This window comes from Plantibacter sp. LMC-P-059a (genome assembly GCF_030209505.1).
Classification (GTDB): domain Bacteria; phylum Actinomycetota; class Actinomycetes; order Actinomycetales; family Microbacteriaceae; genus Plantibacter.
The window spans coordinates 26,424-44,522 of the sequence record NZ_JARVRZ010000011.1 but is presented as its reverse complement, the minus strand read 5'-3'; the positions used below and the strand labels follow the sequence as shown (position 1 = coordinate 44,522).

Sequence of the window (18,099 nt, the reverse complement as noted above, 5' to 3'; positions counted from 1 at the left end):
ACCCGTCCGACGGCGCCCGTCACTCCGCGATCTCGGCGCGCAGGAGCGCAGCGTCGGTGTGCTGCTCCAAGCGCTCGTGCGCGTCGGCGAGCTCGGCCGTGACCGTCGTCCAGTCCGGCGAACCCGCCGGCAGCCGCCCGCGAGCGGAACGGAACAGCTCGACCGCGCCGAGGTGGTCGTCGACCGCCACCCGCGATCGCGCGGCGAACACCTCGGTGACCGCGGCTCCGTTCTCGTCGCCGGCCGCCACGAATCCCGCCGCCGCGCGACGGGCGGTCGCCGTCGCGTCGTCGGTCCGTCCGAGCGCGCCGAGGGCCCTGGCCTCCGAGTCGGTGATGTCCGCAACGAGCCAGGCCGCCTCGTGCGCGGTCGCGAGCTCGCGGGCCTCCTCGAACAAGGGGAGCCCGGTGTCGTCGCCGAACGCCGCCCGCGCGCTCGCCGCCCGCTGCAGCGCCTGGACGAGGAGCTGCGGATCGCCCAGGCGACGCGCTGCCGTGAGGGCCTGGTCGACGACCTCGACCGCGTCGTCGTCCTCGAACTGGAGGAGCAGGGTGCTCAGACCGAACCCCGTGCGGATGACGACCTGGTCGTTGCCGACCGCGGCGGCGTCGTCGAGCGCAGCACGCCACACCCCGTACGCCATACCGTGTTCGCCGATCATGCGCGCGGCCTCGCCCATGTTCGCGAGGAGGTCGGCGAGCTCACCGGGGGCCGCCTGCTCGCGCCGCGCCTGGTAGACCTCGTCGTAGTGTTCGAGGGCCGTGGCGGCGTCGCCGGCGAACTGCAGATACCGGGCCAGCTGCAGGGTGAGCGAATCGACGTCCTCGACCTCCGCGCGCCGAGCATGCGTGATCGCGAGCTGCATCCTGGCCGCCGCCTCGCGGTCGCGATCGGCGTCGCTCAGGAGCGCGGCCGAGAGGGTGCAGGCCTGGATGATGCCGAGCCGGTTGCCGAGCGTGGTCTGGAGGCCGACGAGTTCGTCGGCGAGCGCTACCCCTTCGGCGAACGCCCCGGCGCCCCCGAGCATGCGGGTGCGGAGGGTCAGCGCCGGCAGCCGAACGGACGCCCGCTGCTCGGGCTCGAGGAGCGGGTCGAGGAGTTCCTCGGCCTCCTGGATCCGTCCGGTCACCGCGAAGAGGTGGGCGTGCAGGAGCCGCGCCGGGGGACCGGCCTCGCCGGGATCGTCGACCGCGGCGGCGAGGACGGCCTCACCGGCGAGTCGGTCGGCGATCGCCATGAAGTGCTCCGCCGCGTCCTGCTCCGTCTGCTGGCCGGCGAGCTCGAAGGCGTGCCGGGCGGTGATGACCAGGGTGTGGATGAGTAGATCGGGATCGACGGGGACGAGGCGTGCCTCGTCGAGTTCCGCGAGCAACGCGGTGAGTCGTTCCTCCGTGGCCGTGCCGAGGAGCGCCGGACCGAAGCGGCCCTCGAGCTCGGCGACGGCGCTGCGGCCGGCTGCACGGAGGGCGGCGCCGCGGTCGGTCCACGCGGCACCCGCGCGTTCCTCGTCGCCCTGGATGACGGCCGCCTGGGTGATCACGCCGAAGAGTCCGGCGCGGAGGTTCTCGTCGGGGTCCGACTCGTCGGCGAGCAGGGCGAGGCCCTGTTCGGCCGCGACGATCGCCCCCGTCGTGTCGGCGCTCTGCAGGAGGGCCGAGGTGCGCTCACGCCACTCGGCGGCGGTCGCCGCCGGCTCCGGTTCGACGACGGGTGCGGCGAAGCCCTCGACGGAGAGCGGGAGGTCCCAGTGCTCCGTCGCGAGCGCGCGTGCCGCCTCGAGCCGTGCGGTGCGGAAGTCGTTGCCGTTCCGTTCGTCGAACGCCTGAGCGAGCCGTTCGGCCGAGGCCCACGCCCGCTCGGCGACCGCGGCCACGGTCCAATCCACGTCGCCGTGGGGCGCCCGGTCGGTGCCGTCGGCCGGCGTCACCCCGAGGTAGCGCGCGAGCTCGGGGGCGTCGGCGCCACGCACCGGCAGACCACCGTGGCCGGCCCGCGTGACCGCGTCGAGGAGCACGCCGACCGCGGTGAGGCCGTCGGTGTGCCCGGACAGGTTGATGGGGTCGTTGACGAGCGTCGGGAGGTGACGCTCGAGCATCGCGAGGCCACGCGCCTCGTTGCCGGTGACCGCGCAGAAGATCAGGTGGTCGGCGATGATGCCGAACCCGTCCGCGTTGGAACGCGCCACGCGGTAGCTGCGCTGATGCGCCGCCTTGGCGTCGTCGAGTCGGCCGGCGCGCAGGTAGGGGAGCAGCGCCTGGGCCTCGCTCGTCTCCGGCTCCTCACCGCAGCTCATCCGGTTCTCGAACATCTCGTCGTAGATCCGGATCGCCTCGTCGTCGTGCCCGCGGAGCTGGTGGAACCAGGCGTCCTCATTGCGGACGCAGGCCTCGCAGTGGCTGTACCGGTCGTCCTCGATGCTCGACCGGCGTTCGAGGAGCGCCGCCGCCTCGTCGAGCCGTCCGGTGACCGTCGCGATGTGGAACTGCGACTGCACGACGCCGCTCATCGTGGCGCCGGCCGCCGCGTACCTGGCCTGCATGTCCTGGTGCATGGCCTCGATCTGCGTGAGCGAGAAGGTCGGGTTCGTCGAGAGTCGTCCGGCCATCCACTTGTACTGGAAGAGGAGGTCGCAGCCGTCGACCGTGATCGGGAAGCGCTGCGGGTCCGCGTCGTGCTTGCCGACGCACCACCCGAAGGAGCTGAACATGGTGTCGGTGTCGCCCGTCATGTGGGCGGACTGGGTCAGCCGCATCCGGGTCGCGTACGCGGCCTCCTCGTCGCCGGCCGCGTCGGCGCGTCGCAGCGCCTCGTCGAGGAGCGCGCGCTCGGCCGGCCCGCACGGCAGGGTGTCGGCCTCCGCGAGGAGGTCTTCGACGCTCGCGTCGGGGTCGAGGTCGGTGGAGACGGGGGTGGTTGCTGCGTCGTTCATCGGAGTTCCTTGTCGTCGAGACCGACACTGAGGCCGATCAGGTCGGTCATGGCTGCGTCGAGCATGCGGCGGTCGCGGGCCTCCAGGGGGCGGTGGCCGGCGAGGAGCGCTTGCACGTAGAGGAGTTGGATGCTGCGCTCGAACACGAGGTCGTCGCCGAGCGTGGCCAGCCGGCGCACGAGCGCCGCGTTCCAGTTCAGGCAGAGGCGTGCCGCGGCCGTCGCGTCGCCGTCGTCCGGTTTCGCCTCGGCGAGGAAGGAGTCGACCGCGCCGACGACCTGGGACCAGATGCCGGGGGCGACGGCGGCCGCACGGTGGCGTTCGAGACGGCGGAGTACGGAGGGGTCGGCGACGTACAGGGCGGCGAGATCGTCGGGGCGGTACCGCCTGACCGACACCCGGCACTCGACCTCGTCGAGCACCCGGCTGGCGCGGTCTTCCAACGCGGTCGTCGCGGCGAGATCGTCGAGGTGGGGCGGCTCGAGGTTGTCGAGCTCGTCGGCGACCGTCACCCGCTCGACCCGGACGCCGTCGATCAACGACGGCAGGCGCTCGAGGATCTCCTGGTCGTAGACATACCCGCCGTTGACGATCGGTGAGGCCGGGTCGACGACCGAGGCGATCTGCCGGAACTCATCCCGCGTCGCCGTGTACCGGATGACCCCGGCCTGCGAGAGGTGCTCGTCGATGGTCATGGTGCCGGCGGAGGTCTCGATCGGCAGCCACCGGACCACCGCGGTCGCGAGGTCGTCGTCGTGTGCGGCGATGGCCTTGATGCCGAGCTGATGGACGCCGATGAACTCCTGCAAGCGGTGCGGGCGCTGGCGGGCGAGGTCGAGGATCCAGCGTCGGAGCGCGGCGCCGATGGCCTCGCGGGTGAACTCCAGGGCGTCGTCCTGGACGAGTTGCTCCCGCGAGGCCGTCGGCCGGAGGCCGGTGGTGTCGACGATGCAGCGCACGAAGAACGCCCAGTCCGGCAGGAGGTCGTCGACCTGCTCGCTGAGGAGCATGCCGCCCAGGTAGACCCGGCTCGCCTGCCGCGCGCCCGGCGGAGGTGGCGAGGGCAGGACGAAGGCGGTGCCGCGGGTGTCCGTGCCGGGCACCACGATCTCGACGGCGTCGAAGGGGCGCGTGCCGAGGAGCTCCTCGCCGAATGCGAGCAGCTCCTCCCGTGGGGTGGTCGCCGGCGTGCGGAACACGGGCTCGACGTTTACGCGCGTGGACGTCGCCGTCGTCGGGTCGACCACGTCGACGTCGAGGTCGAGGTACCGCCCGAAGCTCGTCGCGAGGCCGAGGACCGTCCCGTGCCCGAGGAGCCCGCCGTCGTGCAGCGGGCCGTCGAGGCGAGGCTCCAGCAGCACCTCCGAGCCGATCGGGCGGGCCGCGGTGGTCTCCTCGTCGAGTTCCCGGATGGTGAACGTGCCGTCGGTGTGACCGATCCACTCGATGGCCGGTCCGCCGCGGGCCGAACGGCTGTGGACGGTGATGGTGTCGGCGACCATGAAGCAGCTGAGCAGTCCGATGCCGAACCGACCGAGGTAGTCGCCACGCTGGAGCTCGTCGAGGTCGCCGCGTTTGGAGCTGCGGCCGACCGTCGCCAGGAGTTCGGCCGCTTCGTCGCGGGTGAGCCCGATCCCGTTGTCCTGGAATCGGAAGGGCGAGCCGGTGCCGTCGGGCGAGTCCGTCACATGCGGCGTGATGAGCAGCGCGCCGGACGGAGCGGTCGGGTCCTGGGCACGACGGGCGGCGACCGCGTCGCGACCGTTCTGCAGGAGTTCGCGCAGGTAGACGCGAGGGCCGGAGTAGATGTGCCGGCTCAGCAGGTCGACGACTCCGCGGAGGTCGACCTGGAAGGGCAGCGGGGCTCGGGCGTCGTCTGGCATGGCTCTCTTCCGTCGGCGTCTGCTGCGTCGGACACCGGCGGGCCACCGGTTCCGGGCAGGCGGCTCGGCGGACGTCTCGACCGCGGTCACCTGCAGCCGGAACAGCCTAGCGGGCGTCGCGAAACGGACGCTGGACACTTCCCGCCGGCACCGCGCGGCCACCGCACCCCACAGCGGTTGTGGAGCGAGATCACGACGAAACAGGCGTCAGGTGTCGTCGCAGAACCGGACCTCCGGCTGCTAGCCTTGATCCTCGTTCTCGAATCGATTCGACATCGGTTCCGCACCGCCGCCCGTTCCGCCCACACCTCGCTAGGAATCCGTACACCCGTGCACACCGCAGGAATCACCGTCGTCCACCCGGGCGACTCGCTCTCAGGCCGGCAGCGCCTCGTCTACATCCTCGTGCTCGGCGCGCTCACCGCGCTCGGTCCGTTCACGATCGACCTCTACCTGCCCGCGTTCCCCATCCTCGAACAGGACCTCGACGTCCCGGTCAGCCTCATCCAGTTGACCCTGACGGGCACGACCATCGGGTTCGCGGTCGGGCAGCTGTTCATGGGGCCGTGGAGCGACAAGGTCGGTCGTCGCCTGCCGCTCATCCTCGCGACGAGCATCCACATCGCAGCCTCGGTCGGTGCGGCCTTCGCACCCGACATCGGTTGGCTCATGGTGTTCCGGGTCCTCCAGGGGGCCGGTGCCGCAGCCGGCGGTGTCGTCGCGATGGCGATGGTCCGCGACCTCTTCGGCGGGAAGCCCCTCGTGCGGATGCTGTCGCGCCTCGCGCTCGTCAACGGTCTCGCGCCGATCGCGGCCCCGGTCATCGGGTCGCAGCTGTTGCTCGTCCTCGACTGGCGGGGGCTGTTCGTCTTCCTCGCCGCGTACGGGCTGTTCGTCGTCATCGCCGTGTCGCTGTGGATCGTCGAGACCCTGCCGCCGGCGCGTCGGCGCGACGCCGGCCACAGCACCGTGCGCGACCGCTACCGTTCGGTGTTCAGCGACCGCGTCTTCGTCGGTGTCGCCCTCATCGGCGGCATGAGCTTCTCCGGGCTCTTCGCCTACCTGTCGAGCTCCTCCTTCCTGTTCCAGGAGGTCTACGACTTCGACGCGCAGGAGTACGGACTCCTCTTCGCCGTGAACTCGCTCGGGATCGTCGCCGGCGTGCAGATCTCCTCGCGCCTCATGCGCTGGTACGGGCCGCAGTGGATCCTCGCCTGCACCACGATCGTCCAGCTCATCTCCGCGCTCACGATCGTCGCGCTCACCATGGCCGACGTCGGGTTGTTCGGGGTGCTCGTGCCCCTGTTCTTCTTCATCCTGTCGTGCGGCTTCGGCTTCCCGGCGGTCCAGGTGCTCGCCCTGGCGAACCACGGACACGAGGCGGGAACGGCGGCGTCGCTCCTCGGCGCGCTCAACTTCGGTCTCGCCGGCATCATCTCGCCCATCGTCGGGGTGTTCGGCATCGGCACCGCGATCCCGATGGGCACGGTCATGGCCGCCACCTCGGTCGTGTCGGTCTGCGCCCTCTGGTTCATCGTGCAGCCGAAGAAGGTCCCGGCGCTCGCCGGCTGACGCATCCTTCGTGCTGCGCCAGCGCGGTGCGCTGACGTGAACGCGGGGCTAGGACTCGAGCGCGGTGCTCCGGAGGAGTGCGCTCACCGTGCTGACCCGCGCCGGCGCCGATCCGGGTGTGCTCGCGCCACCGCACCGCGCTGACGCCGGTTCCGGTGTGCTCGCGTCGCCGCACCGCGCTGGAGTCTGCGGCTGGACCGTGGCCTCGGGCGCGACCCCCGCTCAGGCTCCGGGGTCGACGCCGTCCACGTAGGTCCAGGCACCGGTGTCCTTCGAGAACCGGCTCCGCTCGTGCTGGCTCCCGGCGGAGCCGCGGACGCCCGGGATCTTGTGGTGCGCGACGAACTCGACCATGCCCTCGGTGTCGAGCAGTCCACCGCGTGCCGTGGCGAGGATGTCGAGTCGGTACCAGCGGAGCGAGTCGTCGAGGTCGAGCGCAGCCGGTCTCGTGCTCGGGTGCCACGTGCGGAGGAGGTAGCCGGCGTCGCCGACCGCGAACGCCGAGAAGCGCGACCGCATGAGCGCCTCCGCCGTGGCGGCCGGAGCCTCGCCGCGGTGCAGCCGTCCGCAGCAGGCGCCGTAGGTCTCACCGGAGAGGCACGGGCATCGGGCGTCGTCGGCGAGGCGGGCGGTCGGGTCGTCGGCGGTCATCGTCCCAGTATCGCCCGCGACGGCGTCCGCGTCGGGATCGCGGCGTCCGTGCCGCTCCGTCCACTGGGCGCAAGCCTCCGCGCGATCCATTCCCGACACGGCATGATGGGACGATGACGGCACCTGACGACCACGACGACCCCGCAGCCGGTCCGGCTCCGGAGCTCCACGAGAGCGTCCCGCCGACGCTCGACGAACAGGGTGCGCTCGCGATGGACCCGGATCCGGCGTCGATCCGACCCGACCCGAAGCTCGCCGCGAAGGTGTCCCGGCGGTGGCCGCTCATCAGCGGTGCGATCGCCGTCGTCCTCGTCCTCCTGCTCGGCGTCCTCCTCTTCCAGCGCGGGCCGAACGCTCCGTTCGGGTTCGACGAGGAGTGGATGCAGGAGGTGCTCGAGGAGCGCTCCCCGTGGCTCGTCCAAGCAGCACTCGTCATGAACTGGTTGGGCGGCGGCGTCGTCGCGATCTTCGTCGTGCCGCTGCTCGGGATCGCCGTGCTCCTCCTGCTGCGTCGCCCCTGGGCCGCGTTGTACTTCGCCCTCGTCTCCGCACTGAGCGCCGGGGCCGTGCAGGTCATCAAGAACATCGTCGGTCGGTCGCGGCCGGAGGACATCCTCGTGCACGCCGACTTCGGGTCGTTCCCGTCCGGCCACAGTGCCAACGCGGCGACCATCGCGGTCGCGTTCGGGATCATCTTCCCGCGTGTGTGGGTGTGGCTGATCGGGGTCGCCTACACGCTGCTCATGATGCTGTCACGCACCTACCTCGGCGCCCACTGGGTGAGCGACACCGTCGGCGGGCTCCTCCTCGGTGCCGGCGTCGCGCTCATCGTCGCGGTCCCGCTGCTCCAACGCATGTCGGCGGAACCGAAGAAACGCGTCCCGCTGGCCGAGGCCTGACGGACCCGACTCGGCCAGCTCGCAGTCGGGTCAGCGCGGTGCGCCGGCTCGAAACCGACCGCACCGGCGTGAGCGCGTGGCTACGGCGTGAGCGCACCTCTCTGGAGGGTCGCGCTCACGCCACAGGCCCACGCTCGGTCGAGCGCACCGCGCTGGCGACGGCCACCGCCACCAGCAGGTCACGCCGAGGGTGACGCCGGACGGGTAGTCTGCTGACAGCTGAGCCGGGCCGGGAGGAGACGCGTGTCGATCACGATGCATGACGTCGCCGCGCGCGCCGGTGTCTCCATCAAGACCGTCTCGAACGTCGTCAACGACTACCCCTACGTCAGCGACGCGACCCGCTCCAAGGTCGAGCAGGCGATCGCCGAACTCGGCTACCGCCCGAACCTCTCCGCTCGCAGCCTGCGCTCCGGCCGCTCGGGCGTCATCAGCCTCATCATCCCCGACCTCCGCAACGCCTACTTCGCGGAGCTCGCGGACGCGGTCATGCGCCAGGCGCGGGCGCGCGGGCTCTCCGTCCTCATCGAGCAGGTCGCCGGTGGTCGCGACGTCGAACTCGAGATCCTCCGCGGACCTCGCATGCAGCTCGTCGACGGCATCCTCTACAGCCCGCTCAGCCTCGACCGCGAGGACAGCGCCCTCCTCCCCGACGGGCCGATGGTGGTGCTCGGTGAGCAGGTCTTCGACGGGCAGCGCGACCACGTGACGATGGCGAACGTCGACGGCGCCCGCGCGGCGACCGAGCACCTGCTCGCCCTGGGCAGACGCCGCATCGTCGCCCTCGGTACCGATCCCCACGACACCCTCGGGCCCGCGGAGCTGCGGCTGCAGGGCTACCGTGAGGCGCTCGCCGCGGCGGGCATCGAGGCCGATCCGGACTACGTCAGCACCGTCGTGAGCTGGCACCGGAGCGACGGCGCGAACGCCATGCGCGAGGTCATCGCCTCGGGGATCCCGTTCGACGGGGTCGTGGCGTTCAACGACGCGATGGCACTCGGTGCGATGCGGGTACTGCAGGACGCCGGGCGTCGGATCCCCGAGGACGTCGCGATCATCGGGTTCGACGACCTCGACGAGACGCGCTACGCCCTGCCGGCGCTGTCCACGGTCGACATCGGCCGCGAGGAGATCGCCGAGCGCGCGGTCGAGCTGCTCATCGAGCGGATCGGTGAGACGGGCGAACCACAGGCGCCGCGCTCGGTCGTCAGCGGCTTCCGCGTGGTGCCGCGCGAGTCGACGGCGCCGAGAGGCGTGGCGACGATGTCGGCGACGGACGCGACGGACGTGGCCGGTGGCCGGAGCGGCATCCCTTCAACGTTGTAGAGTGCGTACCGAGCGGCCGACACGGTCGCCGCCGAGGAGGATCATGGCGACCACCCTGCACGACGTGGCGAAGCTCGCCGGTGTGTCCGCCAAGACCGTCTCGAACGTCGTCAACGACTACCCGCACATCAAGGCGGCGACGAAGGAGCGGGTGCTCGCCGCGATCGCGGAACTCGGCTACCGGCCGAACCTCTCCGCCCGTGGGCTCCGCTCCGGTCGTTCCGGCGTGATCAGCCTCATCGTCCCCGACCTCCGCAATGCGTACTTCGCGGAGCTCGCCGATGCGGTCATGCGCGCGGCCGCCCGACGCGGCCTGTCCCTCCTCATCGAGCAGAGCGGTGGAGACCTGGCGCGCGAGGCGGACCTGCTGCGCGGAGCTCGGCTGCGGGCCGTCGACGGTGTCCTCTATAGCGCGTTGCAGCTGAGCGACGACGACCTGGCGGTCATCGAGGACGTCTCCATCCCGATGGTGCTGCTGGGGGAGCGGATCTTCAACGCGCCGAACGACCACGTCACCATGCGCAACACCGAGGGGGCCCGGGCTGCGACGGAGCACCTCCTGTCGATCGGGTGTCAGCGGGTCGTCGCGTTCGGCGCCCACCGCGGCGACCTGGTCAGCTCGGCCAGCCTCCGCTTCGCCGGCTATCGCGCCGCACTCGAGGCCGCTGGTCTGCCGGTCGTCCCCGAGCTCGTGCGCGACGTCGCGGTCTGGCACCGCTTCGACGGTGCGGTCGCGATGCGCGAGATGCTCGACGAGGGCTTGCGGTTCGACGGGATCGTGGCGTTCAACGACGCGCTCGCGCTCGGAGCGATCCGCGTCCTCGCCGAGCGCGGGATCCGCATGCCGGAGGAGGTCGCCGTCATCGGCTTCGACGACATCGACGAGGGCCGGTACTCGCTGCCGTCGCTGTCCACGATCGCTCCGGGCCGCGAGCAGATCGCCTCGACCGCCGTCGACCTCCTGGTCGAGCGCATCGAGTCGTCGGGCGGCGATGCGCCGTCTGCTCGCCGGGTGTACGCCGACTTCCAGCTCGTCCAACGCGAGTCGACCACCCGCTGACGACCTCCCGCTCCGGCGTGCATCGTCGCGCTTGACAGCCCGGGGACCCGCGGGCAGACTTTCATTACAACGTTTACCTTCAACGTTGGAAACGACGACGACGTCCATCGAAAGGACCGCCCATGGTCACCGCACGCCTCGCGATCGACCCGAACGCCACGGTCGCCCCCGTCAACCGCCGGATCTTCGGCTCGTTCGTCGAGCACCTCGGTCGGTGCGTCTACGACGGCATCTACGAGCCCGGTCACCCGACGGCGGACGCCGACGGCTTCCGCGGTGACGTCGTGGAGCTCGTCAAGGAACTCGGCACGAGCACCATCCGCTACCCCGGCGGCAACTTCGTCTCCGGCTACCGCTGGGAGGACGGCGTCGGCCCACGGGAGGACCGGCCCGTGCGGCGCGACCTCGCCTGGCACTCGCTCGAGACGAACCAGGTGGGCGTCGACGAGTTCGCGAGCTGGTGCAAGCTCACCGGCAGCGAGATGATGATGGCTGTCAACCTCGGTACGCGCGGGGTGCTGGAAGCACTCGACCTCCTCGAGTACACGAACCACCCCAGCGGCACGGCCCTGTCGGACCAGCGCATCGCCAACGGTGCGCAGGAGCCGTATGGCATCCGCATGTGGTGCCTCGGCAACGAGATGGACGGCCCGTGGCAGGTCGGTGCGATGTCGGCCGACGACTACGGCAAGCTCGCCGCCCGGACCGCGTCGGCGATGAAGATGGTGGACCCGAAGCTCGAGCTCGTCGTCTGCGGCTCGTCCAGCTCCTCCATGCCGACCTTCGGCGACTGGGAGCGCACCGTCCTCGAGCACAGCTTCGACTCGGTCGACTACATCTCCTGCCATGCCTACTACCAGGAGCGCGACGGCGACCTCGGCTCGTTCCTCGCCTCCTCGCTCAACATGGAGTACTTCATCCGCACCGTCGTCGCGGCCGCCGACCACGTGCAGCACAAGCGCCACTCCGACAAGCAGATCCAGCTCTCCTTCGACGAGTGGAACGTCTGGTACCTCGACGAGTGGAACGCCATCGAGGGCACGATCGAGGAGTGGGCCTACGCGCCCCGGCTCATCGAGGACGTGTACTCCGTCGCCGACGCGGTCGTGTTCGGCAACCTGCTCATCACGCTCCTGAAGCACAGCGACCGGGTCGGTTCGGCGAGCCTCGCGCAGCTCGTGAACGTCATCGCCCCGATCATGACGGAGCCCGGCGGGGAGGCGTGGCGGCAGACCACCTTCTTCCCCTTCTCGGTCACGAGTCGCCTGGCCGCCGGCGTGGTCATCGCACCGCGCATCGAGGTCGCCAGCTATGCCACGAAGGTGCACGGTGCCGCACCGCTCGTCGACTCGGTCGCCACCTACGACGCCGAGGCGGGGACCGCTGCCGTCTTCCTCGTGAACCGCAGCCAGGACGAGGCGATCACGGTGACGGTCGACGTCTCGGCCCTCGGCGTCGGGTCCGTCGTCGAGGCGAACGGCATCCATGACGACGACGTCTACGCGAAGAACACGATCGACGACCGCGAGCGCGTCGGCCTCGTCGCCAACGAGAGCGCCGTCCTCGCTGACGGCACGCTGACGATCACCCTGCCGCCGGTGTCGTGGACAGCGGTCGCGCTCGGCGCCTGACGCGTTCCGGGTACCCGAGGGCGGCGAGGGGAGAACCCCCTCGTCGCCCTCGTCGCGCAGCCCTACAATCAGCACATGACGGCTCGGGGATCCTACGCGAAGGGCGTCGCGCGGCTTGAGGAGATCCTGCGCGTTGCCCTCGCCGTCTTCGCGCGCGAGGGGTACCGGGGCACGTCGTTGCGCGAGGTCGCCCGCGAGGTCGGGGTCAGCCTGCCCGGGCTCATGCACTACTTCGCCTCCAAGGAGCACCTGTTCGCCGCGATCCTGCGCGTCCGTGACGCCGTCGACTCCGAGGAGTTCGCGGCGACCGGTTCGCAGGACGCGATCGAGGGGCTCGTCGCGGTCATGCGGCACAACAGCGACGTCCCGGGGCTCGTCGAGCTCTACCTGACGATGGCCGCTGCGGCAGGGGATCCGGCCCACCCGGCCAGGGCGTTCTTCGTCGAGCACGTCGCCGGGGTGCGGCGGAGTCTCGTCGAGGTCGTGCGTGAGCGGCAGGCGGAGGGCGTCGTGCGGGCGGAGCTCGATGCCGAGCATGTGGCGCGGATCATGATCGCCATCGCGGACGGACTGCAGGTGCAGTGGAGTCTCGACCCCTCGATCGACATGGGTGGCGACCTCGAGCGCGCCTGACACCTCCTCGTCCGGGACGACGCCGGCGCGGTGCGCTGACGCGAGCGCGGTGCTCTGGCGCGTGAGTGTTCGGGTGGTGCCGGCGCGGTGCGCTGACGCGAGCGCACCCCACCTGCGCGAGCGCGGGTCTCCGGAGAGGCGCGCTCACCTCCATGACCCGCGCTCGCGTCAGCGCACCGCGCTGGCACTCCACCACAGGCGTCGGGTGAAGCCGTGAAAACCTATTGACCACTCGGGTTTCGTGGATATACTCAAAGCCGTGCAGTGATCGGTTTACCGTGATCGCTCCAGCACCGCACCATCCGTGGACCAGAGTCAGTCCGCAGCAGCTCAGCGTTGAGAGGAATCCGGATGTCCACCACCCCCCGCGGCCCCAAACCCACCGGCCAGCGAGCCTCGAGCGGCCCGTACATCAGCCTGGTCACCGGCCCGAGCGGCCCCACGGAGCGGGCGTCGAAGCGCGTCGTCAGCACGATGGCCCTCGCCCAGTTCGGCCTGTTCGTCGCCCTGCTCGCGCCGGTCACGGTCAGCCTCGCGCTCAAGACGCAGCAGCTCGTCCCGGGCGATCAGGCCGCCGTCGTCAACGGCAACGTCCTCTCCATCGCCGCCCTGTTCGCCCTCGTCGCGAACCCCGTCATCGGTCGCCTCTCCGACCTGACGCTCTCGCGCTTCGGCCGCCGTCGTCCGTGGATGTTCCTCGGGGCCATCGGCTTCGTCGTCTCGCTCACGATCGTCGCGCTCGCCCCCAGTGTGCCCGTCCTCATCGTCGGCTGGTGCCTCGCGCAGCTCACCGGCAACGCCATCCTCGGCCCGCTGCTCACCACGATCGCCGACCAGGTGCCGCCGGAGCAGCGCGGCAGCGTCTCGGCGAACGTCGGCGTCATGCAGAACCTCGGCATCCTCGCCGCAGCGTTCGTCGCCAGCTGGTTCGTCACGAACATGGTGCTCCTCTTCGTGGCGCCCGCCGTCTTCGCGCTCATCACCGTCTGGCTCTACTGCTTCGTGCTGCCCGACCGCCCCATCACCAAGCGTCCGGACGTCGGCGGGTGGAAGGGACTGCTCTTCACCTTCTGGGTGAACCCGCTCAAGCACCCCGACTTCGGTTGGGTCTGGCTCTCGCGGTTCCTGCTCACGCTCGCATCCTTCCTCTTCGTCGCGTTCCGGCTGTTCTTCCTGCAGGAGGAGGTCGGGCTGAGCGAGCAGGAGGCGGTCAACACGCTGACCCTGGGCGTCCTCATCTACACGATCGCGCTCGTCGTGCTCGCGAAGGTCGGCGGCTGGCTCTCCGACCGCCTGCTCAACCGCAAGGTCTTCGTCATCGGCTCGACCGTGGTGTTCGGCCTGGGGCTCGTGCTGCTGGCCCACACGACGACGGTCCCGATGTTCTACGTGGTCGAGGCGATCATGGGTGCGGCGTACGGCGTGTACGTCGCGGTCGACACGGCGCTCGTCGTGGACGTGCTCCCGAACCCCGACGACGCGGCCAAGGACCTCGGTGTGCTGAACATCGCGAACGCCCTGCCGCAGTCGCTCGCCGGAGCGGTCGGCGCGGTCCTGCTCGGTCTGGGCGGGCTCGGCAACAACTACACGGCGCTGTTCTGGGGTGCCGGGGTCATCTGCGTGTTCGGCGCGTTGACGATCCTCCCGGTCCGGCACCGCATGATCCGCAACGCCGACGGCACGGTCACCGGGTCCATCGCGACCCGCGGCTGAGCCACCGCCACGAGCCTGCTCCGCCACACCACTCCTGCGTCACCACCACCATCACCACAGGCGCCAACGTCGGCGCCGGAACGGACGGCAACACCATGACCGCACCAGCGCTCTCCGTGCAGCTCTACAGCATCAAGGAGCACCTCGACCAGGGACTCGACGACGCGCTCGCCCGGCTGGCCGGGATGGGCCTCCGCGACGTCGAGGCCTTCGACTTCGTCTCCCGGGCGCCCGAGCTCCGCGAGGCGTTCGACCGCCACGGGCTCGCCGCCCGGACCGGCCACGCCACCCTCCTCTCCGACGAGATCCGGTTCGGCGATCAGGTGATGCCGGTCTCCTCGCAGGAGGACGTCTTCGCCGCCGCAACGGCGCTCGGCCTCGAGATCGTCATCGACGCCTTCGTGAGCCCCGACCGCTGGCTCGACGAGGCCGCGGTCGCGGACACCGCCGCACGCCTGAACGCCGCCGCTGAGCGCGCAGCCGACCACGGTCTCCGCGTCGGGTACCACAACCACTCGCAGGAGTTCGTCGCATCCTTCGGCGGCCGGAGCGCCTTCGAGGTCTTCGCCGAGCAGCTGCGTGACGACGTCGCGCTCGAGGTCGACCTGTTCTGGGCGGCGACCGCCGGGCAGGACGTCCCGGCGCTGCTCGCCCGGCTCGGCGACCGGGTGCAGGCGCTCCACGTGAAGGACGGCCTGCTCCCGGCGGACCCCTTCGCACCGGGTGCCGCACCGTTCGTGCCCACGAGTCTCGACCAGCGTCCGTTCGGTCAGGGCGAGGTGCCGCTGCGCGAATCCCTCGCCGCGGCGCCGTCGGCACGCTTCGCGATCATCGAATTCGACCACTACGGCGCCGGCGACATCTTCGACGGCATCCAGGCGAGTGTGGACGCGCTCGTCGCCGAACAGCTCGTCTCGACCGAAGCGGCGGCCCGCTGATGCCCGCGGCAGCGGACGGCACGATGCCCGCGGCAGCGGACGGCACGATGCCCGCGGCGGCACCCCGCGCAGCGCAGGGCAGCGGCCCCGTCGGCGTCGGGTTCATCGGCACCGGCATGATCAGCGACACCTACCTCGAGCACCTCACCGCGTTCCCCGACGTCACCGTCGTCATCCTCGGCGACCTCGACGTCGACCGCGCGAAGGCGCAGGCCGAGAAGTGGGGTGTCGGTGCCTGGGGGACCGCCGCCGACGTCATCGCCAACCCGGAGGTCGAGCTCGTCGTCAACCTCACGATCCCGGCCGTCCACGCGCAGGTCGCCTCCCAGGTGATCGCCGCGGGCAAGCACGTCTGGACCGAGAAGCCGATCAGCGTGGACCGGGCGAGCGGCCTGGCGCTGCTCGAGCAGGCGGACGCGGCAGGCCTCCTCGTCGGCATCGCCCCCGACACCGTCCTCGGCCCCGGCGTGCAGTCCGCCCGTCGCGCGATCGCCCGGGGCGACATCGGGCAGCCGCTCACGGCGCAGACCGTCATGCAGTACGCGGGCCCGGACATCTTCCACCCGAACCCCGAGTTCCTGTTCGCGAAGGGCGGCGGACCGCTGTTCGACATGGGGCCGTACTACCTCACGACACTCGTGCAGGTGTTCGGGTCGGTCGCGTCGGTCTCCGCCGCGGGTTCCCGTGGGAGGGCGACGCGCACGATCCAGCAGGGCGACCGAACCGGCACGGAGTTCGCCGTCGAGGTGCCGACGCACGTCAGCGCCATCGCCCGCTTCGTCGACGGCGGGGTGAGTCAGAGCGTGTTCAGCTTCGAGTCGCCGCTCGCCAAGATGGGCGTCGTCGAGATCACCGGCACGGAGGGGACCCTCGTGATCCCCGACCCGAACATGTTCACCGGCGAAGTGCGGATCACCCGGGCGGCGCCGATGGAGCGCATGCAGCAGGAGCCGGAGTGGGAGGTCGTGCCGACCGAGGGTGTGCTCGCCGGTCGGGGCACGGGCGTGCTCGACCTCGCGCGCGCGATCCGCTCGGGCGGTCAGCCGCTCGCCTCGGGAGCGCTCGGGTACCACGTGCTCGACACGCTCGTGTCGATCGACGAGTCCGTCGTCTCGGGCGAGACCGTCCAGGTGGAGAGTCGGGTCGCACCGGTGCCACTCGTGGCCGAGGACTGGGACCCGTTCGCCGCGACCCTCTGAGCACGAGCCGAGCAGAGCCGGGCGGCACGGGCTGGCAGCAGAGCCCGATCCAGTCGGCAAGCCCCCGGTGGTGTCCGTCGTCCCACGTACCCTGAGGCGATGGACACCACCGGTCGGAGCGTCGCCGAGCACGACGATGCAGCCGCTCCCGCTCGCCGTCGGTGGATCCTCACCGGGCAGCTGGGCCCGGCGTTCGACGACGGCGGGCCGATGCTGCTCGTCGAGTCGCGGTCGACCTTCACCAAGCGACCGATGCACCGGGCGAAGGCCCACCTCTTCCTCTCGGCGATCCGGCATCGGGCCGCCGAGCTGGGCGACCGGGCCGAGTTCCATCAGGTCGACCGGTACGAGGACGTCATCGACGTCGGTGCGGACCTCGAGGTGATCGATCCGCCCTCGTGGACGGCTCGGCGGTTCGTCCGTGAGCGCGGTCTGCGGGTGCTGCCGAGTCGCGGTTTCGTGACCTCGGAGCAGGACTTCGCGTCGTGGGCGTCGATGCGGGACGGCAAGCGGCTCCTCCTCGAGGACTTCTACCGTACCGTCCGTGAACGCACCGGCATCCTCATGCGCGGCGACCAGCCCGAGGGTGGCCGCTGGAACTACGACCACGACAACCGGAACCCGCCGCCGAAGGGCGCCGCCCGGCTCGGCCTGCCGGAGCCGTTCTGGCCGGAGGAGGACGACATCGACGCGGAGGTCCGGGAGGACCTCGACCGGTGGCAGCGCGACGGGCTGGTCCAGCTGGTCGGCGACGACGGGCCCCGACGCTTCGCGGCCACCGCGGCCGAGGCGGAAGCGGCGCTCGCGGACTTCATCGAGACGAGGCTCGGCGACTTCGGGCCGTTCGAGGACGCCATGCTCGGCGGTGACTGGACGATGGCGCACTCCCTGCTGAGCGCGCCGCTCAACCTCGGCCTGCTCGACCCGCGCGACGCCGTCGAGGCGGTCGTCGCCGAACACCACGCCGGTCGTGCCCCGCTCGCGAGCGTCGAGGGCTTCACCCGACAGATCATCGGCTGGCGGGACTACGTCTGGCACCTCTACTGGCATCTCGGCGAGCCGTACCGCACGAGCCACAACGCCCTCGGAGCGCACGAGCCGCTCCCCGCTGCGTTCCGCGAACTCGACGCCGCCGCCATCCAGTCGAACTGCCTCCGCGAGACGATCGACGGCATGCGTCGCCATGGGTGGGCGCACCACATCCAGCGGCTCATGGTGCTCGGCAACTGGGCCCTGCAGCACGGGTATGACCCGGTCGCGCTCAACGACTGGTTCATCGACATGTTCGTCGACGGCACTCCCTGGGTCATGCCGGCGAACGTCATCGGGATGTCGCAGCACGCGGACGGCGGGATCGTCGCGACGAAGCCCTACGCATCAGGTGGTGCGTACATCGACAAGATGTCCGACTACTGCGGGGGCTGCGTCTTCAACCCGAAGGTGCGGTTGGGCGACGACGCCTGTCCGTTCACCGCCGGATACTGGGCCTTCCTCGACCGCGTCGAACCGCGCATCCGACACAACACGCGCATGGCGCAGCCACTCGCCGGACTCCGTCGCCTGTCCGACCTGGCCGCCGTCGTCGACCAGGAGCGCACGCGCGAACAGTGGTGAGGGGTGCGGCCGTCGCGCCCTCGCGCGACCCCTCGACCGGTGGGGAGCGCG

Annotated in this window: 13 protein-coding genes; 10 read left to right on the top strand and 3 right to left on the bottom strand. The window is 71.0% G+C overall.

The window, feature by feature from the left end; genetic code table 11:
* Window positions 1-19 precede the first annotated feature (19 nt).
* Window positions 20-2,929: an amino acid adenylation domain-containing protein gene (locus tag QRN27_RS18260; protein WP_285043474.1), complete on the bottom strand. Its 2,910-nt coding sequence runs from the start codon at window positions 2,927-2,929 to the stop codon at window positions 20-22.
* Complete coding sequence (locus QRN27_RS18255) at window positions 2,926-4,812, bottom strand: HSP90 family protein (protein WP_285043473.1); 1,887 nt, start codon at window positions 4,810-4,812, stop codon at window positions 2,926-2,928. Before QRN27_RS18255 ends, QRN27_RS18260 begins: the two co-directional genes overlap by 4 nt.
* A 330-nt stretch (window positions 4,813-5,142) precedes the next feature.
* Between QRN27_RS18255 and QRN27_RS18250 the strand changes: the two genes are divergently transcribed.
* On the top strand, window positions 5,143-6,384 hold the full coding sequence (locus QRN27_RS18250) for a multidrug effflux MFS transporter (protein WP_285043472.1): 1,242 nt from the start codon (window positions 5,143-5,145) through the stop codon (window positions 6,382-6,384).
* Between the two features lie 222 nt (window positions 6,385-6,606).
* Here the strand turns inward: QRN27_RS18250 and QRN27_RS18245 are convergent, their stop codons facing one another.
* The gene (locus tag QRN27_RS18245; protein WP_285043471.1) at window positions 6,607-7,035 is read right to left on the bottom strand and encodes a YchJ family protein; all 429 of its coding nucleotides are present in this window, start codon (window positions 7,033-7,035) and stop codon (window positions 6,607-6,609) included.
* Between the two features lie 113 nt (window positions 7,036-7,148).
* On the opposite strand from QRN27_RS18245, the gene QRN27_RS18240 reads away from it, so the two are divergent.
* The 9 genes from QRN27_RS18240 to QRN27_RS18200 all read left to right on the top strand — a co-directional run bounded on the left by QRN27_RS18240 (window position 7,149) and on the right by QRN27_RS18200 (window position 18,048).
* Window positions 7,149-7,934 carry a phosphatase PAP2 family protein gene (locus tag QRN27_RS18240; RefSeq protein ID WP_285043470.1) on the top strand — a complete coding sequence of 262 codons (786 nt, stop codon included), beginning with the start codon at window positions 7,149-7,151 and terminating at the stop codon, window positions 7,932-7,934.
* Window positions 7,935-8,177: 243 nt separating this feature from the next.
* Entirely contained in the window at window positions 8,178-9,260 is a 1,083-nt protein-coding gene (locus tag QRN27_RS18235) for a LacI family DNA-binding transcriptional regulator (RefSeq protein WP_285043469.1), read from the top strand.
* Window positions 9,261-9,303: 43 nt separating this feature from the next.
* Complete coding sequence (locus QRN27_RS18230) at window positions 9,304-10,320, top strand: LacI family DNA-binding transcriptional regulator (RefSeq protein ID WP_285043468.1); 1,017 nt, start codon at window positions 9,304-9,306, stop codon at window positions 10,318-10,320.
* 122 nt (window positions 10,321-10,442) lie between these two features.
* Window positions 10,443-11,951: an arabinosylfuranosidase ArfA gene (arfA, locus tag QRN27_RS18225; protein ID WP_285043467.1), complete on the top strand. Its 1,509-nt coding sequence runs from the start codon at window positions 10,443-10,445 to the stop codon at window positions 11,949-11,951.
* 75 nt (window positions 11,952-12,026) lie between these two features.
* Window positions 12,027-12,584 carry a TetR/AcrR family transcriptional regulator gene (locus QRN27_RS18220; RefSeq protein WP_285043466.1) on the top strand — a complete coding sequence of 186 codons (558 nt, stop codon included), beginning with the start codon at window positions 12,027-12,029 and terminating at the stop codon, window positions 12,582-12,584.
* Window positions 12,585-12,935: 351 nt separating this feature from the next.
* On the top strand, window positions 12,936-14,297 hold the full coding sequence (locus QRN27_RS18215) for an MFS transporter (protein ID WP_285043465.1): 1,362 nt from the start codon (window positions 12,936-12,938) through the stop codon (window positions 14,295-14,297).
* A 95-nt stretch (window positions 14,298-14,392) separates the two neighbouring features.
* Window positions 14,393-15,235: a sugar phosphate isomerase/epimerase family protein gene (locus QRN27_RS18210; protein ID WP_285043464.1), complete on the top strand. Its 843-nt coding sequence runs from the start codon at window positions 14,393-14,395 to the stop codon at window positions 15,233-15,235.
* 47 nt (window positions 15,236-15,282) lie between these two features.
* On the top strand, window positions 15,283-16,434 hold the full coding sequence (locus tag QRN27_RS18205) for a Gfo/Idh/MocA family protein (RefSeq protein WP_285043486.1): 1,152 nt from the start codon (window positions 15,283-15,285) through the stop codon (window positions 16,432-16,434).
* Between the two features lie 99 nt (window positions 16,435-16,533).
* Entirely contained in the window at window positions 16,534-18,048 is a 1,515-nt protein-coding gene (locus QRN27_RS18200; protein ID WP_285043463.1) for a cryptochrome/photolyase family protein, read from the top strand.
* Window positions 18,049-18,099 lie beyond the last annotated feature (51 nt).